Origin of the sequence: Novilysobacter viscosus (assembly GCF_046600715.1) — a bacterium.
Classification (GTDB): Bacteria; Pseudomonadota; Gammaproteobacteria; order Xanthomonadales; family Xanthomonadaceae; genus Lysobacter_C; species Lysobacter_C viscosus.
Genome location: NZ_JBJMAV010000003.1, coordinates 332,197 through 354,478 on the forward strand (window position 1 = coordinate 332,197; position 22,282 = coordinate 354,478).

General features: G+C 68.5%; 26 protein-coding genes. 19 read left to right on the forward strand and 7 right to left on the reverse strand.

Annotated elements, in window-relative coordinates; translation table 11 throughout:
* The first annotated feature begins 43 nt into the window (after positions 1–43).
* From ACJQWL_RS07270 to ACJQWL_RS07285, 4 genes are all read left to right on the forward strand, one after another.
* The gene (locus ACJQWL_RS07270) at positions 44–784 is read left to right on the forward strand and encodes a YebC/PmpR family DNA-binding transcriptional regulator (protein ID WP_330968373.1); all 741 of its coding nucleotides are present in this window, start codon (positions 44–46) and stop codon (positions 782–784) included.
* Positions 785–860: 76 nt separating this feature from the next.
* A complete protein-coding gene (gene ruvC, locus ACJQWL_RS07275) occupies positions 861–1,382 on the forward strand; it encodes a crossover junction endodeoxyribonuclease RuvC (protein WP_330968372.1) in 522 nt (173 codons plus the stop codon).
* 64 nt (positions 1,383–1,446) lie between these two features.
* Entirely contained in the window at positions 1,447–2,037 is a 591-nt protein-coding gene (gene ruvA / locus ACJQWL_RS07280) for a Holliday junction branch migration protein RuvA (protein ID WP_330968371.1), read from the forward strand.
* A gap of 29 nt (positions 2,038–2,066) precedes the next feature.
* Positions 2,067–3,983 carry a potassium transporter Kup gene (locus ACJQWL_RS07285; RefSeq protein ID WP_330968370.1) on the forward strand — a complete coding sequence of 639 codons (1,917 nt, stop codon included), beginning with the start codon at positions 2,067–2,069 and terminating at the stop codon, positions 3,981–3,983.
* A 37-nt stretch (positions 3,984–4,020) separates the two neighbouring features.
* On the opposite strand, the gene ACJQWL_RS07290 is transcribed toward ACJQWL_RS07285, so the two are convergent.
* Complete coding sequence (locus ACJQWL_RS07290; protein WP_330968369.1) at positions 4,021–4,692, reverse strand: potassium channel family protein; 672 nt, start codon at positions 4,690–4,692, stop codon at positions 4,021–4,023.
* Positions 4,685–5,980, reverse strand: a complete 1,296-nt coding sequence (locus ACJQWL_RS07295) for a TrkH family potassium uptake protein (protein ID WP_330968368.1) — start codon at positions 5,978–5,980, stop codon at positions 4,685–4,687. The genes ACJQWL_RS07290 and ACJQWL_RS07295 overlap by 8 nt, the downstream gene beginning before the upstream one ends.
* 174 nt (positions 5,981–6,154) lie before the next feature.
* Between ACJQWL_RS07295 and ruvB the strand changes: the two genes are divergently transcribed.
* The 11 genes from ruvB (at position 6,155) to queC (ending at position 14,379) form a co-directional block, all read left to right on the forward strand.
* Positions 6,155–7,174: a Holliday junction branch migration DNA helicase RuvB gene (gene ruvB, locus ACJQWL_RS07300; RefSeq protein WP_330968367.1), complete on the forward strand. Its 1,020-nt coding sequence runs from the start codon at positions 6,155–6,157 to the stop codon at positions 7,172–7,174.
* Between the two features lie 25 nt (positions 7,175–7,199).
* Positions 7,200–7,634 carry a tol-pal system-associated acyl-CoA thioesterase gene (gene ybgC / locus ACJQWL_RS07305; RefSeq protein WP_330968366.1) on the forward strand — a complete coding sequence of 145 codons (435 nt, stop codon included), beginning with the start codon at positions 7,200–7,202 and terminating at the stop codon, positions 7,632–7,634.
* Between the two features lie 49 nt (positions 7,635–7,683).
* Positions 7,684–8,511 carry a protein TolQ gene (gene tolQ / locus ACJQWL_RS07310; RefSeq protein ID WP_411300806.1) on the forward strand — a complete coding sequence of 276 codons (828 nt, stop codon included), beginning with the start codon at positions 7,684–7,686 and terminating at the stop codon, positions 8,509–8,511.
* Positions 8,512–8,561: 50 nt separating this feature from the next.
* Positions 8,562–9,005 (forward strand): protein TolR, encoded by a 444-nt coding sequence (gene tolR, locus ACJQWL_RS07315; protein WP_330968365.1) that lies wholly within the window; start codon positions 8,562–8,564, stop codon positions 9,003–9,005.
* Positions 9,005–9,973: a TonB C-terminal domain-containing protein gene (locus tag ACJQWL_RS07320; protein ID WP_330968364.1), complete on the forward strand. Its 969-nt coding sequence runs from the start codon at positions 9,005–9,007 to the stop codon at positions 9,971–9,973. The genes tolR and ACJQWL_RS07320 overlap by 1 nt, the downstream gene beginning before the upstream one ends.
* A 76-nt stretch (positions 9,974–10,049) precedes the next feature.
* Entirely contained in the window at positions 10,050–11,369 is a 1,320-nt protein-coding gene (gene tolB / locus ACJQWL_RS07325; RefSeq protein WP_330968363.1) for a Tol-Pal system beta propeller repeat protein TolB, read from the forward strand.
* 97 nt (positions 11,370–11,466) lie between these two features.
* A complete protein-coding gene (pal, locus tag ACJQWL_RS07330) occupies positions 11,467–11,976 on the forward strand; it encodes a peptidoglycan-associated lipoprotein Pal (RefSeq protein ID WP_330968362.1) in 510 nt (169 codons plus the stop codon).
* Positions 11,977–11,987: 11 nt separating this feature from the next.
* Positions 11,988–12,839: a tol-pal system protein YbgF gene (gene ybgF / locus ACJQWL_RS07335; protein WP_330968361.1), complete on the forward strand. Its 852-nt coding sequence runs from the start codon at positions 11,988–11,990 to the stop codon at positions 12,837–12,839.
* 46 nt (positions 12,840–12,885) lie between these two features.
* Complete coding sequence (gene queE, locus ACJQWL_RS07340) at positions 12,886–13,560, forward strand: 7-carboxy-7-deazaguanine synthase QueE (RefSeq protein ID WP_330968360.1); 675 nt, start codon at positions 12,886–12,888, stop codon at positions 13,558–13,560.
* Positions 13,544–13,672, forward strand: coding sequence for a hypothetical protein (locus tag ACJQWL_RS07345; protein ID WP_330968359.1), 129 nt, complete (start codon positions 13,544–13,546; stop codon positions 13,670–13,672). Before queE ends, ACJQWL_RS07345 begins: the two co-directional genes overlap by 17 nt.
* A gap of 8 nt (positions 13,673–13,680) precedes the next feature.
* Positions 13,681–14,379 (forward strand): 7-cyano-7-deazaguanine synthase QueC, encoded by a 699-nt coding sequence (gene queC, locus ACJQWL_RS07350; RefSeq protein WP_330968428.1) that lies wholly within the window; start codon positions 13,681–13,683, stop codon positions 14,377–14,379.
* Between the two features lie 82 nt (positions 14,380–14,461).
* Here the strand turns inward: queC and ACJQWL_RS07355 are convergent, their stop codons facing one another.
* The 5 genes from ACJQWL_RS07355 to ACJQWL_RS07375 all read right to left on the reverse strand — a co-directional run bounded on the left by ACJQWL_RS07355 (position 14,462) and on the right by ACJQWL_RS07375 (position 18,177).
* Positions 14,462–15,067, reverse strand: a complete 606-nt coding sequence (locus ACJQWL_RS07355) for a hypothetical protein (protein ID WP_411300807.1) — start codon at positions 15,065–15,067, stop codon at positions 14,462–14,464.
* Positions 15,064–15,555, reverse strand: coding sequence for an RNA polymerase sigma factor (locus tag ACJQWL_RS07360; RefSeq protein WP_330968357.1), 492 nt, complete (start codon positions 15,553–15,555; stop codon positions 15,064–15,066). Before ACJQWL_RS07360 ends, ACJQWL_RS07355 begins: the two co-directional genes overlap by 4 nt.
* The gene (locus ACJQWL_RS07365; protein WP_330968356.1) at positions 15,530–16,237 is read right to left on the reverse strand and encodes a hypothetical protein; all 708 of its coding nucleotides are present in this window, start codon (positions 16,235–16,237) and stop codon (positions 15,530–15,532) included. Before ACJQWL_RS07365 ends, ACJQWL_RS07360 begins: the two co-directional genes overlap by 26 nt.
* 66 nt (positions 16,238–16,303) lie before the next feature.
* On the reverse strand, positions 16,304–17,011 hold the full coding sequence (locus ACJQWL_RS07370) for a LytR/AlgR family response regulator transcription factor (RefSeq protein WP_330968355.1): 708 nt from the start codon (positions 17,009–17,011) through the stop codon (positions 16,304–16,306).
* Positions 17,008–18,177: a sensor histidine kinase gene (locus ACJQWL_RS07375; RefSeq protein ID WP_330968354.1), complete on the reverse strand. Its 1,170-nt coding sequence runs from the start codon at positions 18,175–18,177 to the stop codon at positions 17,008–17,010. The genes ACJQWL_RS07370 and ACJQWL_RS07375 overlap by 4 nt, the downstream gene beginning before the upstream one ends.
* A gap of 173 nt (positions 18,178–18,350) precedes the next feature.
* Between ACJQWL_RS07375 and ACJQWL_RS07380 the strand changes: the two genes are divergently transcribed.
* The 4 genes from ACJQWL_RS07380 to ACJQWL_RS07395 are packed head-to-tail and all read left to right on the forward strand — an operon-like array spanning position 18,351 to position 22,189.
* Entirely contained in the window at positions 18,351–19,058 is a 708-nt protein-coding gene (locus tag ACJQWL_RS07380) for a YIP1 family protein (RefSeq protein ID WP_330968353.1), read from the forward strand.
* A gap of 2 nt (positions 19,059–19,060) precedes the next feature.
* Positions 19,061–20,260 carry an efflux RND transporter periplasmic adaptor subunit gene (locus ACJQWL_RS07385; protein ID WP_330968352.1) on the forward strand — a complete coding sequence of 400 codons (1,200 nt, stop codon included), beginning with the start codon at positions 19,061–19,063 and terminating at the stop codon, positions 20,258–20,260.
* Positions 20,257–20,979, forward strand: a complete 723-nt coding sequence (locus ACJQWL_RS07390) for an ABC transporter ATP-binding protein (protein ID WP_330968351.1) — start codon at positions 20,257–20,259, stop codon at positions 20,977–20,979. Before ACJQWL_RS07385 ends, ACJQWL_RS07390 begins: the two co-directional genes overlap by 4 nt.
* A complete protein-coding gene (locus ACJQWL_RS07395; RefSeq protein WP_330968350.1) occupies positions 20,963–22,189 on the forward strand; it encodes an ABC transporter permease in 1,227 nt (408 codons plus the stop codon). The genes ACJQWL_RS07390 and ACJQWL_RS07395 overlap by 17 nt, the downstream gene beginning before the upstream one ends.
* Positions 22,190–22,282: the final 93 nt, after the last annotated feature.

Genomic DNA, 22,282 nt, shown 5'->3' on the forward strand with positions numbered 1-22,282 from the left:
CGTATAATCGCCGGTCGCTTCGACGCAACCCGGGTTCCAACGCATGGCCGGCCATTCCAAATGGGCCAACATCCAGCACCGCAAGGGCGCGCAGGACGCCAAGCGGGGCAAGATGTTCACCAAGATCATCCGCGAGATTTCCGTGGCCGCCCGCAGCGGCGGCGGCGATCCGGCGCATAACCCGCGCCTGCGCACCGCGCTGGACAAGGGCCTGGGCGCGAACATGTCCAAGGACGTGCTGGAGCGCGCGGTCAAGAAGGCCACTGGCGAGCTTGAAGGCGTCAACTACGAGGAAATCCGCTACGAGGGCTACGCCCCGGGCGGGGTCGCGGTGATCGTCGACTGCCTGACCGACAACAAGGTCCGCACCGTGGCCGACGTGCGCCACGCGTTCGGCAAGTTCGGCGGCAACCTGGGCACCGACGGCTCGGTCGCCTTCATGTTCAACAAGGCCGGGGTGCTGAGCTTCGCCCCGGGCAGTGGCGAAGACGCGGTGACCGAAGCGGCCATCGAGGCCGGTGCCGACGACGTGGTGGTGTACCCGGACGACGGCGCGATCGACGTGCTGACCTCGCCCGATGCCTTCGACGCGGTGAAGGCCGCGATGCTCGCCGCGGGGCTGGAGCCGGCGCAGGCCGAGGTCACCTGGCGCGCCGACAACGACATCGCCGTCAGCGGCGACACCGCCCAGCAGGTGGTCAAGCTGCTGGACTGGCTGGAGGACCTGGACGACGTGCAGAACGTCTATTCCAACGCCGAGCTGGGCGAAGACGCGTACGCTTGAGCACATGCTCGGCCAAACGGGTGCACACCATCACTTCCAATGACGCCGTTGCCGCGGCCCGGGCCGGCCGGGACGCATGATCCGCGTCCTCGGCATCGACCCGGGCTCACAGCGCACCGGCATCGGCGTGATCGACGTGGCCGGCGACGGGCGCTGCACCTACGTGCATTGCGAAGCGCTCAAGCTCCTGGACGCCGACGACTTCCCTGCGCGGCTGGGCCTGCTGTGCGAAGGCCTTGAGCGCGTGCTGGATGCCTGGCAGCCACACCACGTTGCCATCGAGACCGTGTTCATGGCCAAGTCGGCGACCTCCGCGCTCAAGCTGGGCCACGCCCGCGGCGCGGCGCTGGCCACGGTGGTGCGCCGGCAGTTGAAGGTCAGCGAGTACGCGCCGCGCGTGATCAAGCAGTCGCTGGTCGGGGGCGGAGCGGCCGACAAGCAGCAGGTCCAGCACATGGTACGGCTGCTGTTGAACCTGCCCGGGATGAAGCTGCAGGCCGACGCCGCCGACGCGCTGGCAGTCGCCCTGACCCATGCCCACATGAGCGCGACCGCCGGCCGGACCGGCATCAGCGTGGCGATGTTGAGGAGGCGGTAATGATCGACCACCACGCAGTGCGGCGCTCCCCGCGGGATGCGCGAACGACCACGGGAGCCACGCCATGATCGGACGCCTCAAGGGCATCGTCGTGCACAAGCAGCCGCCGTGGCTGGTGGTCGACGTCAATGGCGTGGGCTACGAGCTGGAGGCGCCGATGAGCACCTTCTACGACCTGCCCGAACTGGGCCGCGAGGTGTCGCTGTTCACCCACTACGCGCAGAAGGAGGACAGCGTGTCGCTGTATGGCTTCCTGCGCGAGGCCGAGCGGCGACTGTTCCGCGACGTGCAGAAAGTCACCGGCATCGGCGCGAAGATCGCACTGGCCGTGCTGTCGGGCGTGCCGGTGGACGAGTTCGCGCGGCTGGTGCAGGCCGGCGACGTGACCGCGCTGACCCGCATCCCCGGCATCGGCAAGAAGACCGCCGAGCGCATGGTGGTGGAGTTGCGCGACCGCGCCGCGGACCTGATCGGCGGAGGCAACACCCTGGGCAGCCACGGGCTGCCCGGCGACGCCCAGTCGGAAGCGGTCATCGCGCTGCAGCAGCTGGGCTACAAGCCGGCCGAAGCCGTGCGCATGGCGCGCGATGCCACCGAGGCCGGCGACGATGCCGCCACCATCATCCGCAAGGCGCTGAAGTCCGCGCTGCGCTGACCTCAAGTCCAAGCAGACCAGGAAGGCCCATGGCCACCGCCACCAAGACGCCCCGGAACGAACCGTCCGGCACACCCGCCAATGGCAACGTCGGCCTGGCTGGGCTGGTCGTGGGCGCGATCGGCGTGGTGTTCGGCGACATCGGCACCAGCCCGCTCTACACCATCCGGGAGGCCTTTTCGGGCCAGTACGGACTGGTCGCCGACCACGACACCGTGCTGGGGCTGCTGTCGCTGGTGTTCTGGTCGCTGATGCTGGTGGTCACGCTCAAGTACGTGACCGTGCTGCTGCGCGCCGACAACGAGGGCGAAGGCGGGATCATGGCGCTGATGGCGCTGGCGCAACGCACGCTGGCGAAGGGCTCCACACCCGCCTACCTGGTGGGGATCGTGGGCATCTTCGGGGCGGCGCTGTTCTTCGGCGACGGCGTGATCACCCCGGCGATCTCGGTGCTGGCGGCGGTGGAGGGACTGGACCTGGTGGCGCCGGGCCTGCACGACTGGATCGTGCCGGTGGCGGTGTTGATCCTGGCGACCCTGTTCGCGTCGCAGCGCTACGGCCACGCACGGGTCAGCCGGATGCTGTTCGGGCCCATCGCGGTCGCCTGGTTCTCGGTGCTGGCGGTGATGGGCGTCGCCAACATCCTGCACGACCCCGAAGTACTGCACGCCGTCAATCCTGTCTGGGCGGTGCGCTTCTTCGTCGACCACGCCTGGGGCGGGATATTCATCCTCGGCGCGGTGGTGCTTGCGGTAACCGGTGGCGAAGCGATCTACACCGACCTGGGCCGCTTCGGCGCGCGCCCGATCCGGCGCGCCTGGTACTTCTTCGTGCTCCCGGCGCTGATGCTCAACTACCTGGGCCAGGGCGCACTGCTGCTGGAAAACCCGGAGACCGCGCGCAACCCGTTCTACATGGGCGTTCCGGAGTGGGGACTGTTGCCGCTGATCGCGCTGTCGACCGCGGCGACGGTGATGGCGTCGCAGGCGGTGATTACCGGCGGGTTCTCGGTCGCCCAGCAGGCCATGCAGCTGGGCTACATCCCGCGCATGACCGTGCGCTATTTCTCCAGTTCCAACATGAGCCAGGTCTACATCCCCGGCATCAACTGGACCATGATGCTGATCGTCATCGGCCTGGTGATCGGCTTTGGAAGTTCCTCGGAGCTGGCCAGCGCCTACGGCGTGTCGATGTCGATGACGATGCTGATCGACACCGTGTTGCTGGCGATCGTGGCGCGCGCGCTGTGGCCGCGCTGGCGCCTGTGGGTGCTGCCGCTGTGCGCGGTGCTGCTGTGCGTGGACCTGGCCTTCCTCACCGCCAACTTCGCCAAGATCCCGCAGGGCGGGTGGTTCCCGGTCGCGCTGGGGGTGGTGCTGTTCACCCTGCTGCGGACCTGGCGGCGCGGCCGCCAGCTGCTGCGCGCGGAAATGCATAAGGACGGCATCCGCATCGACACCTTCCTGTCCGGGCTGATGCTGTCGCCGCCGGTGCGGGTCCCGGGCACGGCGGTGTTCCTGACCGCCGACAAGAACGTCGTGCCGCACGCGTTCATGCACAACCTCAAGCACAACAAGGTGCTGCACGAGCAGAACGTGTTCCTGACCGTGGTCACGCTGAACGTGCCCCACGCGCACCGGCGCGTGATCGTGGAAGGCATCGGCGGGGGGTTCCAGCGAGTGGTGCTGCGCTTCGGCTTCATGGAGACGCCGGACGTGCCCGTGGCGCTGATGCAGGCCTGCGATGTCAGCGACTTCTGCCTGGACCCGATGGACACGACCTATTTCGTCAGCCGCGAGAGCATCGTCGCCCGCGCCCGGTCGGGCATGCCGATATGGCGGGACAAGCTGTTCGCGCTGATGCACCGCAATGCCGTGCCGGCGTCGAGCTACTTCCACATCCCGGGCAATCGCCTGGTCGAGCTCGGGACCCAGGTGGAGATCTGAGCCGCGCGGGAATGCACGCCGCCCGGCGTGCGACCGATCACGCCAGGGAGGAGAACTTCTCCACCAGCCGGGTCGGGCCGGACACGATGAGGATGTCGCCCGACTCGACGTAGGTGTCGGCCTGGGCGTAGGTGAAGTCGGCGTGCCGCCGCTTCAGGCCCACCACGGTGATGCCGTACTTCTGGCGGAGGTTGGACTCGCTCAGGGTCTTTTCCCAGGACTCGCTGGGCGAGTTGGTCTTGGCGATGGCGAAGCCGTCGTCGAACTCGATGAAGTCGATCATGCGCCCGGTCACCAGGTGCGCCACGCGTTCGCCCATGGCCGCCTCCGGGTAGACCACGTGCTGGGCGCCCACGCGCTCCAGGATCTGGCCATGCTTGGACGACACCGCCTTGGCCCAGATGTCGGTGATCCCGACCTCCTCCAGCGCGAGCACCGTAAGCACGCTGGCCTCGACGTCGCTTCCGATCGCCACGACCGCACGCGAAATGTCCTTTGCCCCCAGCTGGCGCAGCGCCTCGCTACGGGTCGAGTCGGCCTGGACGACGTGGGTGAGGCGTTCGGACCAGCGCTGCACGATCTCGGCGTCCTCGTCGATCGCCAGCACCTCGTGGCCGAGGTGGATGAGCGATTCGGCCACCGCGCCGCCGAAGCGGCCCAGTCCGACCACCAGCACGGTGTCGCGTTGCGATGCGGTCTTGTCAGCCAACGATGGGGCGCTCCTCTGGATAGCGGTACAACCGCGTGTGGCCACGAAGGGCCACGGCGGTGACGACGGTGACCAATCCTACGCGCCCCACGAACATCAGCGCGACCAGGATCGACTGCCCGGCGGGAGGCATCTGGGCGGTGATGCCGGTCGACAGGCCGACGGTGAAGCTGGCCGAGATCGCCTCGAACAGCACGTCCTTGAGCGCGAAGTCGGTGACGCTCAGCAGCGCCAGCGTACCCATCGCCACCAGGGTGAGCGCCATGAGCACGACCGTGACCGCCAGTCGAAGGCTCTGCTCGGGGATGCGCCGGCCGAAGGCCACGGTGTCGCGCTGGCCGCTCACCTCCGCCCAGACCACGAAGCCCAGAAGGAAGAACGTGGTGATGCGGATGCCGCCGGCGGTACTGGCGCTGCCGCCGCCGATGAACATCAGGACCCAGTTGATCGCCTGGGTCTCGATCGTGGTCGCGGCCATGTCGATGGTGGAGAAGCCGGCGGTGCGCGCGGCCACCGACTGGAACATCACGCTGTTCAACTTCGCGGTCACGTCGAGGGCGCCGAGCGTGGCGGGGTTGTTCCACTCGTACAGGCCGATGCCCAGCGCCGCCGCCGCGACCAGCACCGCGCTGCCCGCGACGGTCATCTTGCTGTGCAGCGACCAGCGGGCGAATGCGAACGAATGCCGGCGCAGGTCGTACATCACCGGGAAGCCAAGGCCCCCCAGCAGCACGGCCAAGGCGATGGGAACGATGAAAACCGGGTCGCCCGCGAAGCGCACCAGGCTGTCGGACCAGGTCGAGAAACCCGCGCTGTTGAAGGCCGATACGGCCTGGAACAGGCCATGCCAGAGCGCATCGCCCCACGCCAGGCCGTAGCCGAAGTACAGGCGCGACGACAGCGCCGCAGTGGCCACCAGCTCGACTGCCAGGGTGGTGACCACGGCGACCCGGATCACGCTGGTGACATCGCCAAGCCCACTCTTGGTCTCGGCCTGGGCCACCAACCGGGTGCCCAGGTTGAGACGGCCCGCCACCAGCAGCCCCAGCAGGGTGGCGCTGGTCATGATGCCGAAGCCGCCGGCCTGGAACAGGCCCATCACCACCACCTGGCCGAAGGTGGACCAGTAGCTTGGCGTATCCACCACCACCAGGCCGGTCACGCACACGGCGGAGGTCGCGGTGAACAGTGCGGTCAGGAACGGCGCACCGCCGGCTCCCACGGTCGCCCAGGGCAGCATGAGCATCGCCGTGCCCAGCGCGATCATGGCCATGAAAGCCAGGGGCACCAGCCGCGCAGGATGTTGGATACCACCTCGGCGCAAGCCCGACTCCGGTACGGATCACTGGCAACGGCGCGGATTGTGACACGCCGCCCCGGCGACGGTGTCGCGGTGCACCGCAGCGTCAGGCCCCCGCGGAACATATGCCCGCGACTGGCGGCGCATGCGACCATGGGCGCCATGACCGACGACCGCATCATCGCGCCCGCCGCAACCCGCGAAGACGACCTGGCGGAGGCCTCGATCCGCCCCCGCGTGCTGGACGAGTACCTGGGCCAGCAGCCGGTCCGCGAGCAGATGAAGATCTACATCGAGGCCGCCAAGGGGCGCGGCGAGGCGCTCGACCACGTGCTGATCTTCGGGCCGCCCGGGCTGGGCAAGACCACCCTGAGCCATGTCATCGCCAACGAGCTGGGCGTCAACCTGCGGGTGACGTCCGGGCCGGTGATCGAGAAGGCCGGCGACCTGGCCGCGCTGCTGACCAACCTGCAGCCCCACGACGTGCTGTTCGTCGACGAGATCCACCGCCTGTCTCCGGTGGTTGAAGAAGTGCTGTATCCGGCGATGGAGGACTTCCAGATCGACATCATGATCGGCGAGGGTCCCGCGGCGCGCTCCATCAAGCTCGACCTGCCGCCCTTCACCCTGATCGGCGCCACCACCCGCGCGGGGCTGCTGACCGCGCCGCTGCGCGACCGCTTCGGCATCGTCCAGCGGCTGCAGTTCTACAGCGCCGAGGAGCTCACCCGGATCGTGCGCCGCTCCGCACAGATACTCGGCATCGACTGCGAACCCGACGGCGCCAGCGAGATCGCCCGCCGCTCGCGCGGAACCCCGCGCATCGCCAACCGCCTGCTGCGGCGCGTTCGCGACTTCGCCCAGGTGCGTGCCAGCGGACGGATCGACCGCGCCACCGCCGATGGCGCGATGGCGATGCTGAAGGTGGACCCGGAGGGCTTCGATGAACTGGACCGGCGCCTGCTGTCCACGATCATCGAGTCGTTCAACGGCGGCCCGGTCGGGGTCGAGTCGCTGGCGGCGGCGTTGAGCGAGGAACGCGGCACGCTGGAAGACGTCATCGAACCGTTCCTCATCCAGCAGGGCTACCTGGTGCGCACGGCGCGCGGCCGCGCCGCCACGCCCAAGGCCTACCGGCACATGGGCATGGAACCCGTCGGCCGGGACGCCTCGCTGTTCTGAAACTTGCGCCGCGAGCGCGCGACGAATGATTTCCATGGAGCAACTTCAAACAATGTTCAGCCTTCCGGTCCGGGTTTACTGGGAAGATACCGACGCTGGCGGGGTGGTCTACCACGCGCAGTACCTGGCGTTCCTGGAGCGCGCGCGCAGTGAATGGATGCGCGCCAACGGGTATGGGCAGGACCTGCTCCGCAACCAGCACGACCTGGTGTTCGCGGTGCGGGCGATGACGGTGGACTTCCTCAAGCCGGCACGGCTCGACGATGCGCTGGAGGTGACCGCGCAACTGCGCGACTGCCGGCGCGCCAGTGCGGTGTTCGACCAGGCCGTGCTTCGGGGCGGCGTCACGCTGTTGACGGCGCAGGTGCGGGTGGCGGCGCTGGACCCCACCGGGTTTTGCCCCCGGGCGATCCCGGCGGCGTTGTACGGACAACTCAAGGCGTTGGAGCGTCCCGCCTGATGGGCGCGCGAAACCGATCAACGGCCCCCGGGCCCGGAGAGCACCTGGCATGACTGCAACGATGACCGCCCAGCTGGCCACCACCGTCGAGCCACTGCCCGAGGAGGCGGTCGGGTCCATGGTCGAGGCGGCAGCGTCCGCCGCAACCGCCGAGCCGGCGGTGCTGGGCAACGACCTGGACCTGCTCCAGCTGGTCCTGCACGCCTCGATCCCGGTGCAGCTGGTGATGGTGCTGCTGCTGGCCGCGTCGATCGCCTCGTGGGTCATCATTTTCCGCAAGAAGCGCGTGCTCGACCGCGCCGAGCGCGAGGCCAACCAGTTCGAGGAGCGCTTCTGGTCGGGGGCGGAGCTGTCCAAGCTGTATGCCGGCTCGACCGGCCGCAATCGCGACATCGGCGGCCTCGAGTCGATCTTCGAGGCGGGATTCCGCGAGTTCGGGCGCCAGCGCCAACGCCGCGGCGCCGACAGCCGCATGCAGCTCGAAGGCGCGCAGCGCGGGATGCGCGTGGCGTCCGCGCGCGAGATCGACGGGCTGGAGCACAACCTGGAATTCCTCGCCAACGTCGGCTCGATCGCGCCCTACGTCGGCCTGTTCGGCACCGTGTGGGGGATCATGATTTCGTTCCAGGGCCTGGCCAACATGAAGGAGGCGACCATCGCCACCGTCGCGCCGGGCATCTCCGAAGCCCTGATCGCCACCGCGATGGGCCTGTTCGCCGCGATCCCGGCGGTGTGGGCCTACAACCGCTTCGCGACCAAGGTCGACCGCCTGGGCGTGCGTTACGACGCCTTCGCCGAGGAGTTCTCCTCGATCCTGGAACGCCAGGCCCACGTCGACGACACGCCGGCCGCGGCGCCGAACGTCCCCGTCCGTTGACCCGCATGGCCCGCCTCGGGCGTTGAACGCAGCCACACGAGAGGAACGCCATGTCCGCCATCACCTCGCGCCGCCACCGCAAGCGCAAGCTCAAGGCCGAAATCAACGTCGTGCCGTATATCGACGTCATGCTGGTGCTGCTGATCATCTTCATGGTCACCGCGCCGCTGCTGAACCTGGGCGTGGATATCGAGCTGCCCAGGTCCAACGCCAAGTCGATGCAGGAAAAGAAGGACCCGGTGATCGTCAGCGTGGATGCCGCGGGCAACTACTTCCTGACCGTGGAGGCCGGCAGCAACGAGGCGCTCACCCCGGGTGAACTGGAGGCCAGGATCGGCGCGATCGTGCGCCAGAATCCGCAGGTCCCGGTCTTCGTTGCCGGTGACGGCACCGCCAACTACCAGAAGGTCATGGACGCGATGGTGCTGCTGCAGCGCGCCGAGGTCGAACGCGTCGGCCTGATGAGCCAGCCCAGCGGCGAAGGCGCCGAGTAATGCGCGAGACGCGCGCCGACACCGCGCAGGCCGTCCTCCTCGCGGTTGGCCTGCATGCACTGCTGCTGGTCGTGCTGTTGCTGGGCATGTGGTTGAGCGACAGCAGCGAGCAGGTCTCCGCGGCCGGCTCGCCGATTTCGGCCGAGCTGGTCGACGCCAACGCACTTTCGCAGGCGATGCAGGACACGCTGGAGGACCGCCCCGAACCCGCGGTCGAGCCGCTGCCCGCCGCCGTGGTCGAGCCCGAAGCGGCTACGCCATTGCCGCAGCCGCTCCCCGAGCCGCTGCCACAGGACGCCCCCACGCCGCCGCAGGCCACGCCGCAGGAGTTCCTCCCCGACCCGGACACGGAAAACCGGGACGCGGTGACCGACCAGCCCACTCCGACCCCGACCGACGAGCGCGAGGTCCGGGAGGAGCGCCGTCGCCAGGAGCAGGTCGACCTGACCGAGCAGCGCCGCCAGCAGGAGGCCCAGCGGCAGCGCAGGCTCACGGAGATGGAGCGCGAGCGCCAACAGCAACTGGCCGACATCCGGCGCCAGCGCGAGGCGGCCGCCCGCGAGGCCGAGCAGGCGCGTCGGCAACTGGAGCGCATCGCCCAGGCGCGTGCCCGCAGCGCGGCCGAGGACGCCGCCCGCAGCGATGCCGCTGCCAGTGGCCCGGCCGGCAACAACGGCGTGGATACCGGATTGCAGGCCCGCTACGCGGCGGCCCTGCAGCAGGCCATCCTGTCCAAGTGGACCCGGCCCGACACCGTCCCGCTGGGTGCGGCCTGCCGCCTCACCATTCGCCAGCTGCCGGGCGGCGAGGTCATGAGCGCGGAAGTCTCCAGCCCGTGTGCCTACGACGAGCAGGGCCGGCGATCGATAGAAGCGGCCGTGCTCAAGGCCCAGCCGCTGCCCTATGCCGGCTTTGAATCCGTGTTCCAGCGCACCCTGACGCTCAACTTCCGTGCAGAGGACCGCTGATTTCCCGGGTTCAGCTTTGAGACAGCGTTCACGTACAAGCTGTTTATCCTTCCCCCGCTCCCCCTTGGACCTGCCGATGAAACGACCCGTGCGCTGGCTCGCCGCGCTGCTTGCCGTCCTGCTTCCGTTCGCCGCCGCCGCCCAGCAACAGGGCCTCGAGATCGACATTGTCGGCGGCAACGCCGCGGCCCTGCCGATCGCCGTCGTGCCGATGCCCTACCAGGGCGCGGGCGGCGCACCGGAAACCGACATCGCCGCCGTCATCACCGCCGACCTCAACCGCTCCGGCCAGTTCCGCGGGCTGCCGCTGGGCGACATGGTCGAGCGCCCGACCCGCGGCAGCGAGGTCAGCTACCCCACCTGGCGCGCGCTGAACCAGGATTACCTGGTGGTCGGGCGGGTCTCCGACGCCGGGTCCGGCAGCTACAGGGTCGAGTACGAGTTGTTCGACGTCGCCACCCAGCAGCGCCTGCTGGGCTTTGCGCTCACCGCACGCGGCAACGCGATGCGCGACGTCGCCCACCAGATCGCCGATGCGGTCTACGAGAAGATCCTCGGCGTGCCGGGTGCCTTCTTCACCCGCATCGCCTACGTGACCGCCACCGGCGTCGGGCAGGGCAGCCGGTACGCGCTGATGGTGGCCGATTCGGATGGCTACAACCCGCAGACCGTGGTGCGTTCGTCCGAGCCCCTGATGTCGCCGTCGTGGAGCCCGGACGGTGGCCGCCTGGCCTACGTCAGCTTCGAGGGCGGCAGTTCCTCCATCTACATCCAGAACATCGCCTCGGGCAGCCGCGAGCAGGTCGCCCGTTTCCGTGGCATCAACGGCGCGCCCTCGTTCTCGCCCGACGGGCGCCGACTGGCGCTGACGCTCTCGCGCAGCGGCAACCCCGAGATCTACGTGATGGACCTGGGCAGTCGCGCGCTGACCCAGCTCACCAACCACTTCGGCATCGACACCGAGCCGAGCTGGAGCGCGGATGGCAGCTCGATCTACTTCACATCCGACCGCGGCGGCAATCCGCAGATCTACCGCGTCGCATCCGGTGGCGGCAGCGCCAGCCGGGTCACGTTCCAGGGCAGCTACAACGCCAGCGCCAGCGTGTCGTACGACGGCAAGAAGATCGCCACCGCGCAGGGCGCCGGCAACAACTACCGCGTCGCGCTGATGGACAGCAGCCTGGGTTCCGCGCGCTGGAGCACGCTGTCCCCCGGCTCGCTGGACGAGTCCCCGAGCTTTGCGCCCAACGCCAGCATGCTCCTCTATGCTGCGCGCGAGGGCGAGCGGGGCGTGCTGTATGCGGTGTCCGCCGATGGGCGCGTCCGCCAACGCCTGGTACTGGCCGATGGCAACGTGCGCGAGCCCTCCTGGGGTCCGTACCGCACGCCGCGCTAGAGTTGAAGGCGAAGGCCCGTAACGCGTCTTGACCTGATGTTGACCTTGCACAACCCACCCTGAAAAGCCCCGTTCACGAATCGACAAGGAAATCCCAATGAACAGCTCCGTCCGCCTCATCGCCGTCGCCGCGCTCTGCACCCTTGCCGTGGCCTGCTCCAAGAAGGTCAAGGAAGAGCCGGTCTACACCACCCCGACCACGCCGGTGACAGACCCCGCCCCGACCGCCCCGGGCGCCTACACCCCCGCCGACCTCAACACCGATGCCTGCCTGCGCCAGCGCACGATCTACTTCGACCTGGACCAGGACACCCTGCGTCCGGAGTTCCAGGCCATCGTCGGCTGCCACGCCAAGTACCTGCGTGACCGTCCGTCCTCGCGCATGACGCTGGAAGGCCACGCCGACGAGCGCGGCAGCCGCGAGTACAACATGGCCCTGGGCGAGCGTCGCGGCAATTCGGCCTCATCGGCGATCCAGGCCAACGGCGGCTCGGGCAGCCAGATCAACGTGACCAGCTACGGCGAAGAGCGCCCGACCTGCACCGCGTCGGGCGAAGACTGCTGGGCCAAGAACCGTCGGGTCGAGATCATCTACACCGCGCAGTGATGCAACGACGGATGACCATCAAGCGACACTTCCTGGTGTCTGCAACGGTTGCGGCGGCCCTGGTGGCCGCCGCACCCGCGTGGGCGCAACGTGCAAGCCTTGCCGACCGCGTGGCCCTGCTGGAGCAGCGTGCCGCCGACAACCAGGCCAACGTCCTGTTGCTCAACCAGGTCAATCTGCTGAAGGGCGAGTTGACCAGCCTTCGCTCGCAGGTGGAAGAACTCCAGCACACGCTGGAGCAACTGAAAGCGACCTCGCGCAGCCAGTACCTCGACCTTGACGGCCGACTGGACCGGATGGAAGGCGGTGCACCTTCGGGACCTTCCATGGACGCCGGTCCGGTCCTGGACGCGGATCCAGGGGTGGGCGCCACGGTCCCCGTAGACAGCCCGCCAACAGGACAGGATCTTGCTGGTGGGGCCGATGACACCCCGCCGCCGGTGTATGGCGATCGTGGGAGCATGGCGCTCGCGGAGGGCGAGCGGGAGGCCTACGACGCCGCGTTCGAGGCCCTCAAGGCGGCCCAGTACGCTGAATCGGCCCGCCGGTTCCAGGCATTCCTCGCCCAGTACCCCGGTGGGAGCTATGCCCCCAACGCGCTCTACTGGCTCGGCGAGAGCTATTACGTGACGCAGAACTACCGCATGGCGAAGGAGCAGTTCCAGGCGCTGCTGGACCGCTATCCGACCCACGACAAGGCGCCCGGCGCCCTGCTCAAGGTCGGTCTGAGCCGGTACGGGCTGGACGACCTCGACGGCGCCGAACGCACGCTGGAGGACGTGGTGGCCCGTTATCCGACCAGCGATGCAGCACGCACCGCCGCCGACCGCCTCGGTGCGATCCAGCTGGGGCGGTTGCGCTAGGACGCCCGGGCAGCGGAGGCGTAGCGGGCTCGGTTAAAATTGCCGGATGCCCGCCGTTGCCCACGACGCGGCCGCCTCGCACGAGCGACTGCGGCTGACCGAAGTCTTCCTCTCCCTGCAGGGCGAGGCCCGCAGCATTGGCTGGCTTACCGTCTTCGTCCGCCTTACCGGCTGTCCCCTGCGATGCCGCTATTGCGACACCGCGTACGCCTTCCACGGCGGTGAGTGGTGGACGTTCGACGCGATCCTGGCGGAAGTGGCCCGCCACGGCGCGCGCCATGTCTGCGTCACCGGCGGGGAGCCGCTGGCGCAGAAGCGCTGCGTCGCCCTGCTGGAGCGGCTGTGCGACCAGGGCTTCGAGGTGTCGCTGGAGACCTCCGGTGCCATCGACATCAGCGAGGTCGACCCTCGGGTCTCGCGGGTGCTGGACATCAAGACTCCCGCCTCCGGCGAAGTCGAACGCAACCTGTGGTCCAACCTGTCGCTGTTGACGGCGCACGACCAGGTCAAGTTCGTGGTCTGCGACCGCGTCGACTACGAGTGGGCCAAGCACGTCGTCGTCGAACACGGCCTGACCGATGTCTGCGACGTTCTGTTCTCACCCAGTTTCGGCCAGGTGTCGGCGCGGGACCTGGCCGACTGGATCGTCGCCGACCGCCTGCAGGTCCGTTTCCAGGTGCAGCTGCACAAGCTGCTTTGGGACGATGAGCCCGGGCGATGACCGCTTCGCCGCCACAACGCTAGTGGGCGCCGCCACGCGGTTCCATCCGCGCGCGGTGGTGGACCGCGCCGTGTTCGAGGTCCCCTCCCCCCACACCCTCGTCGAGCCCTGATGTCGAACATGCCCTTGCCCACCCCCAGCCCCCCTGCCCAGCCCGCAGTTGTCCTCCTCTCGGGGGGCATGGACTCGGCGGTCGTCATGGCGCTGGCACGCGAGCAGGGCTTTGCAGTGCACGCGCTGAGCGTGGGCTACGGCCAGCGCCACACTTCCGAGCTTGCGGCCGCTGCCACGCTGGCCAGGACCATGGGCGCGGCAGCGCACAAGACGGTCAACGTGGACCTGCGCAGCATCGGCGGCTCCGCGCTGACCGACGACATCGACGTGCCGCTCGGCCAGTCCGGATCCGCCGACATCCCGGTGACGTACGTGCCGGCGCGCAACACGATCATGCTCTCGGTCGCGCTGGGCTGGGCCGAGGTGCTGGGGGCAGCGGACATCTTCTGCGGCGTCAACGCTGTCGACTACTCCGGCTATCCAGATTGCCGCCCGGCGTTCATTGCAGCATTCGAGCGCCTCGCCAACCTGGCGACCCGCGCCGGCGTGGAGGGTGCGGGCATTCGCATCCACGCCCCGTTGCAACACATGGGCAAGGCCCGGATCGTCAGCGAGGGGTTGCGCCTGCAGGTTGATTTCGCCGCGACCGTCTCGTGCTACCAGGCCGATGACGATGGCCGGGCCTGCGGACACTGCGATGCGTGCCGGCTGCGCGCACAGGGCTTCACCGAGGCGGGAGTGGTCGACCCGACCCGCTACCGGTAGCCCGGCGCCGGCCGGGAAGCGGCAAGGCCGGCAGTGCGAATGGCGATGCCGTCACGTGCCCCGGAACACGTGGTCGACCCGGTCATTCACCGAGGTTGCGCACCAGCAGGCGCAGGCGTTCGGATCGGGCGCGCAGGCTTTTCAGGCGCGCGCGGGTCAACACGTCGCTGAGCAGGCACAACGGCAGGACCAGCAAGGGACTGTAGGCCATCGCCACGGGCAAGTCGGGGTGGATCAAACCGACCACGCCGGCCAGCACGAACAGGGAAAACGCGACGCCGGCCACCCACGTCAGGACACGATTCACCTGCCAGAACCGGGTCGACGCCCGGGCAGCGGAAAGCGCTGCCCGCAGGGTGTCTTCGGTGTTGCGGGTGCCCATCCGCCATGCGGCACGTCGCGCCAGAAGGCTCCAGGCCGAGAGTGAACAGGCGCCCAGAAGGAGCACCGCGACGATCACGCCGGCGATGCCCGACAGCCGACCCTGCAGGGCCAGCGACGTCGCCAGCACCCCGCCGGCCAGGACAGCGGCGCCTTCGAGCCACCACAGGGCCCGGGTGCGTCGCACGTGGCGCCGGATGCCGTGGACCAGGGCGCGGTCGGCCGAACCGTCCGCCTCCTGCGCACTCCACTGCTGCTGCAACTGCGTCCAGTGTTCCGATTCAGTGTCCTGGTGGGTCATCTTCATTTGCTCATCAGTTCACGGAGGGTGCGCCGCGCGCGGCTCATGCGCTGGGCGGTGGCGTCCTGCTCGATCATCAGGGCGTGGGCGATCTCGACAAGGCTGAATCCCTCGAGCGACAGGACCACCACCTGCCGCTGGCCCAGCGGAAGCAGGCGCACGCACTCCAGCAGGGTACGGCGGGACTGTTGGGTCTGTGCATGCTCCACCGGGCTGTGTTCCGGGTCGACAAGGCTGTCGGCCAACTCCGTCTCGGCGCGCGGCGCGTGGCGTGCCACGTGGTCGGCGCAGCAGTTGTGGGCAATGCGCGCGACGTAGCCCTTGAGGGGACCATCGCCACGCCAGCGGGCAAGCGACCGCCACAGCGCGATGCTGATTTCCTGCAGCAGGTCCTGTTGCAGCGCGCGGTCATGCTCATAGGTGGCAACCGTCCGTGAAAGCATCGGGCCGAATTCGCCGAGGACGTCTTCAACGGTCGGGGTCGAGTCGGGCATGGACAGTCCTGTAGATCGCATAGGTGGAGCAAAGACCGAACGGCAACAGCAGGAGCAGCAGCGCGGGAACACGGGGGGCGGGAACGACCAGTGCCACCTGGATGGCGGTGAAGATCGCCACGCAGGGCCAGTGACGCGTGGCCAGGACGATGCTCCTGCGGATCGCGTTACACGGCGTCTGCCCGTCGAGGACGACCAGCGGCAGCACGAACATCAGCACCGCTCCGGGCAGCAGGCCCGACGCGAACACCCAGCCCAGCGTCGTAGGCGAGATGGCCAGGGCCGCATTCTGTCCGGTCGCAAGCAGAGCGGCCTGCGCCGGACCGACCACGACGCTGCACACCAGCAACTGGAAGGCGAACACCGCAACGCCCAGCAGCGCAACACCGAACACCCCCGGCGCCCGCAGCAGGCGGCGGCATTGTCGTGCGGGATCGGCTGCGCCATTGCGGACCACCGCATCGACCACCAGCAGGGCCCAGCCCGAGGCGATCACCACCGCCAACTTCGAAAGCACCACGCCGACGATCGGCACCATCTGCAGCAGCCCCTCGAGCAGGACCGGGGCGAACGCGACCAGCGTGAGTCGGACGGGCGCCTGCTGCCAGACGCCGAGGGCGACGCCGAGCCATGCATGGGCACGGGTGGAATGCAAGGGGATTGCGGGTGCGGAAGAAGACATCGGGAACTCCAGCAGAGAAGACACCCCTTCAGTCCGCCGGTTGGAGAAATTCCTGACAGCGGTGGGCTACAGCACGGCCATCTGGGCACGCATCGATTGCGCCTGGCGCCGGGAGATCTCGCACTTGGCGCCCGACTCCATGGTGGCGACGAGCCCGCCGCCCACTTCCGACTCGACATCGCGGATCGCGTCGATCCGGAGGATCTCTCCACGGTTGGCCCGGAGGAAGTACTTGGGGTGCAGGCGGCCTTCAAGCCGCGTGATGGTGCCGACCAGCAGCGCGGCACCGAAGCGGCAGTGCACCGCCACATAGTTCCCTGCGCTCTCGAAACGCTCGATCTCCCCCAGCCGGACGACCCGGCTGACGTCGTCGAACTTCAACATCACCGCGAAGTCCATGGGCAGGTGCTCGACCTCCGGCCGCTCGCAAGCCCCCAGGCGGCCGACGGCGCGCGCCAGCGACTCGGGCGACACCGGCTTCATCAGGTAGTCGACCGCGTTGAGCTCGAAGGCCTCCGCGGCGAAGGCGCTGTGGGCGGTGCAGAAGACCACCCGGGTCGCATCCGTAAGCGTCCGGGCGAAGGTCAGGCCGGAGTCGCCGGGCATTTCGACGTCCAGGAAGACCACGTCAGGCTGCAGCTCCCTGACCTTCCGGCCCGCCTCGACCACCTCGGTGGCTTCGCCGACGATCTCCACGCCGGGATGGACCTGCAGCAGGCGCCTGAGTTCGACACGGGCCAGGCGTTCGTCGTCCACGATCAGGGCGCGGATCATTCGGGGATCTCCATGCGCAGGTGGAAGGTGTCGCGTTCGGTCCATTGCTCGACCTTGGCCGCGCCGTTGGTGCTCAGCAGGAGACGCTCGCGCAGGTTCTTCAAGCCGATTCCCGTGCTCTCGGCGCTGCTGGGGGCGCCGTACGAATTGGCCACCTCCAGGACGCAGCCGTGGACACCGCGGTGGGCGCTGATGCGGATCCACCCGGGCCCCGTGTTGGGGACGATGCCGTGTTTGATCGCGTTCTCCACCGCCGTCAGCACGGTCAGCGTGGGCAGCACGAACTGCTCGCAATCGCGGGGGACGTCGAAACTGAAGGCCAGGCGGGGCTCAAGGCGTGCCAGCTCGATCTCGAGGTAGTCGCGGGCCATGCGGCACTCGTCGCGCAGGGACTGGTGGGTGTCCTCGTTCAACCCCAGTTGCACGCGCAGCAGGTCCGAGAGGCGGGTGATCAGCTGGGCGGCGCGGTCGCGGTCCTCGTACATCAGGCCACGGATCGAGTTGAAGGCATTGAACAGGAAGTGGGGACCCATCTGCCGGGTCAGCTGCCACAGCCGGGCATGGCGCACCTGGCGGCTGAGTTCCCGTCGTGCCTCGATGGCCTTCCAGCCCAGGTAGACGGCCACCCAGAGCATGTAGGCCGCCAAGGCGTTGACCACCTGCATGACGAACAACTGCCAGCCCACCAGGGCGACGCCGAATTCCGCGGCGCCCGTATTGAAGCGGATTTCCTGCACCGGCCGGTGCTGCAGGGACAGCGACGTCAGCAGGTCGCCGGCCAGCACGGTGATGGAGGCGGAGAACAGCAGTGCAGCGGCCAGCACCCCCCACGCCCTTGCCGTTGGGCGCTGGTGCACGAGGGTACCCAGGAGAAGCGGGCGGATCAGCAGGTGGGTGGTGGCCAGCAGCATCACCGCATCGAGCACGGCCCCGGCAAGGACGTTGCCATGGCCGCTGATGTCGCCGCTCATCTGCGCGGCAGACCGGAGGATCTGGACCGTCAGGAAGACCGAACCCAGCGCGTTGATCACCTGCAACGACCAATAGAAGCGCGATGCGTGCGTGATCGTCTTCAGCCACTGGCGCCAGTGGTACCAGGCGGTCGGGTCGGGCGACTCTGCCGTGCCCCCGCCCGGGCCAAGCTTGCCCAGTGCTGCCTCGCTCATCGCCTTTCCCTGTGATGACCCCGGCGCCGATTGTGCCCCGCACCCGGGTCCGTGGCCAGCGGCCACCCCGTGTTTCGACCGTTCGCCGTGTTTTTCGACCGATCGGGCCCGGATCGTCCCACGGCCCCCGGGCCCGGGCGCAGGGTACGCCTGCCCCAAGACAGGACATGCACGTGGACACGACTCTTTCACCGGCCCAGGCCCTGGTCACCATCTTCACCGAGCCCCGTCGCGTCTTCGACACGATTCCGCGTCGAAGCATGGCGTACCTGCCGCTGTTGCTGGCGCTCGCTGGCCATGTCGCGATCTGGGTCTGGTACTACCAGGTCGTCGACATCGCATGGCTGCAGGATCGACTGATCTCCCAGCATGCCGGGCTGACCGATTCCGCATCGCGGCAGGCCGCGGCCTCGGTGCTGTCGCGTGGGGGGTTGCTGACCATGTCGGTGTCCAGTGCGCTGCTGGTCACCCCGCTGCTGCTGCTGGTACTTGCCGCCTACTTCTTCCTGGCCGGCCGCGCGCTGGGGCAGGGCCGCCCCTACCGGCAGTGGTTCGGCTTCGTGGCCTGGGGCACCGCGCCGGCGCTGCTGCTGGTGCCGGTGATGGCGCTGCAGATCCTGCTCAACAGCAACGGGCAGATCTCGCCTGAAGCACTCAACCCGCTTTCACTCAATTCGCTGGTGTTCGGGCTCGAGGCGGTTTCGCCGTGGCACGGAATCCTGAGCAGCCTCAACCTGACCACGCTGTGGACCATCGGCCTGCTCGCATTCGGCCTGCACGTCTGGACCGGCCGCAGCTGGGCCCAGGCCGTGCCTGCCGCCGTTCTGCCCTTCGCGGCGGTCTACGCCGCCTGGGCGCTCAAGATCGCGACGGGGGCCTGACCATGAAGACCCGCGCACTGGGCATCCTTGCGATCGCGACGTTGGTATCGGTCCCGGTGTTCGCCCACTGGCGGACCGGTGACCAGGGTAAGCAGGTGGACATCGAAGCGGTCCAGAGCCGCCAGATCCGCGCCTCGATCCTCACCTCCGGAACGCTGGTGTACGAACAGCAGGCGCTGCTGTCACCGGAGGTGATCGGCCGGGTCCGCCACGTCAACGTCCGCGAGGGCGACCGGGTCGAGAAGGGCCAGGTGCTGCTGGTGCTCGACGACGAGATGCTGCGCGCCGAAGTGGAGCAGCACGAGGCCATCGTGGCCCAGCAGCGCACCGCGATCGAACGCCAGCGCGTCGAGCTCCAGGCCGCCCGCAGGCAGGCCGCGCGAATGGACCAGCTTTTCAGTTCCCGCATGATCGATGCGCGCCACCACGAGCAGGAGCAGCAGGCCGCGCAGCTGGCCGAGATCGGCCTGCGCACGGCGCGCGAGTTGCTGGGCCAGTCCGCCGCGCAACTCCAGCAGGCCCGGCAGCGGCTCGCCAAGGCCACGATCCGCGCGCCGATGTCGGGCGTGGTGGTGGCCATCTCGATCAAGGAAGGCGAGACCGCGGTGCCCAGTGCCTCGGGGATTGCCGGATCCAGCCTGATCACCATCGCCGATCCCACGACCCTCAGCACCGAGGTGAACGTCGACGAGGCCGACATCCCGCGCGTCAACGTCGGCCAGCAGGCGGCGGTGTTCGCGGCCGGCAACCCCGATGCACCGGTGAGTGCCCGCGTCGCGCACATCGCGCTGACTCCCCGCACCGCGTCGCCGGGCGCCCCAAGCGCCGGCCGCAGCTACACGGTGCGCCTGCGATTCGGCGACGAAAGCCAACTCACCCTGCGCCCTGGCATGTCGTGCCGCGCCGAGATCTACACCCGGACCGCATCCGACGTGCTCTCCGTTCCCCTGCAGGCGGTGCTGAGCAACAACTCCGAGACAGCCGACCCCATGGCCGAAGACGCCGGGCAGCACTACGTCTACGTGGTCGAGCAGGGGCGCGCGGTCAAGCGTGTGGTCGAGCCCGGTCTGGCCGATGACCAGTTCCAGCAGGTCAGCGCCGGGCTCACGGCCGACGACCAGGTGGTGGTCGGCCCCTACAAGCAGCTGCGCCACCTGCGCGCAGGCGACAGCGTGAGCCCAGCCCAGGCGGCGCGGCAATGAACGAGATCAGCCAGCCCCTGCTGCAGCTGCGGGCGATCCGCAAGGCCTACCGCATGGGCAGCGAGACGATCGTGGCGCTCGATGACGTGGACATGGACATCCACCGCGGACAGTCCGTGGCGTTCGTCGGCTCCTCGGGTGCAGGCAAGTCAACGCTGCTCAACATCCTGGGTTGCCTTGACCGTCCCGACTCGGGTTCGTACTGCCTCAACGGCCGCAATGTCGACATCCTGGACGAACGCGACCTGGCGATGGTCCGCAATCGCGAGATCGGCTTCGTCTTCCAGAACTTCCAGCTGCTGTCGCGTGCCACCGCGCTGCAGAATGTCGCGCAGCCGCTCATGTACCGCCCGATGAGGCCCGCCGACCGCGTCGAGCAGGCGCGCCGCGCGCTGGATCGCGTCGGCCTGTCCGATCGTGGCCATCACCTGCCGAGCCAGTTGTCGGGCGGGCAGCGCCAGCGCGTGGCAATCGCCCGCGCGCTGTGCGGCCAGCCGTCGATCCTGCTGGCCGACGAACCGACCGGCAACCTGGACTCCAGGACCGGCGAATCGATCATGCGGTTGTTCGATGAACTGGTCGAAGACGGGCACACCGTACTGATGGTCACCCACGAGCCCGAGGTCGCGCAGCGCTGCGAACGCGTGCTGCGCCTGTTCGATGGCCGGCTGGTGTCGGAGAAGTGCAACACAGGAGAGCGCAATGCGCGCGCTGCTTGACGTCGCCGGCTCCGCTCTGGGAAGCATCCGGGCCCACGGATTCAGGAGCCTGCTGACGACCCTGGGCATCGTGATCGGCGTGGCCGCGGTGATCGCCGTCGTCTCGGTCATGTCAGGGCTGTCGCGATCGATCACCCAGAAGTTCTCGGGCCTGGGCGGCGACAGCCTGACCGTGCGCTCCTACACCCCGCTCGAGCTGTCGATGCAGGGGCGTCGCAACCGCCTGTCCCTGCGCGACTACGAATTCATCGTCGAGCACATCGATGATATCCGCGACGTGTCGCCGATGTTCATGGCGGTCAGCGACTTCGGAACCGATGTCGCGGTGCGCGGCAACAAGACATTCACCCGCATCCTGGCCACGACCGAGGGCTACCAGGACGCCCGGCAGCTGTTCCCGCGCGTGGGCCGCTTCATTACCGACCACGACAACCGTTCGCGGCGGCGGGTGTGCGTCATCGGCGAGAAGGTGCGTGATGCGCTCGAGCTTCCGCGTGATCCGGTCGGTCAATTCATCAACATCGCCGGCGAGCCGTTCCTCATCGTCGGCGTCATGGAACCGCGCGGCGAGATCTTCGGCTTCAGCCAGGACGACTTCGTGCTGATTCCCTTCAAGACCGGCATCGCGCTGGGCGACGGCAGCGAACCGGACGTGAGCGTCACGCTGAAGGTCGATTCGCTGGAGGGCGTCGACCAGGCGGCCGAGCGCATCACCGGGCTGCTGCGCCAACTGCATCGCCTCAAGCCCGGGGAGCCCAACGATTTCAAGGTGCAGACCGCAGCGGAACTGAACGAATCGTTCTCCGAGATCGTCCGGATGACCGGGGTCGTGCTGGCGGCGATGGTGAGCGTCTCCTTGCTGGTCGGCGGCATCGGGATCATGAACATCATGCTGGTATCGGTCACCGAGCGGACCCGCGAGATCGGTATCGCCAAGGCGCTGGGTGCCACGCCCGGCCGGATCATGCAGCAGTTCCTGCTGGAGGCGGCGCTGCTGTCCTTTGCAGGCGGTGCGGTAGGCGTCGCCATCGGCTACGCGATCGGTTTTGTGGTCAGCACGATCCTGCCCGGTGTAGGCGCGGCAGTCGTTCCCTGGTGGGCGGTAGGGCTGAGTTTCGCCTTCTCGACCGCCGTTGGCCTGGTCTTCGGCCTGCTGCCCGCAGCGAAGGCCGCACGCATGGATCCCATCACGGCACTCAGGTACGAGTAGCCCGCGCAGGAGGCGCGGGCCGGCACCCGATGTCCGGGTGCCACACGGAATGCGGCAAATGGACGCCGCAAGGAGGAAGTAACGCATGGACGC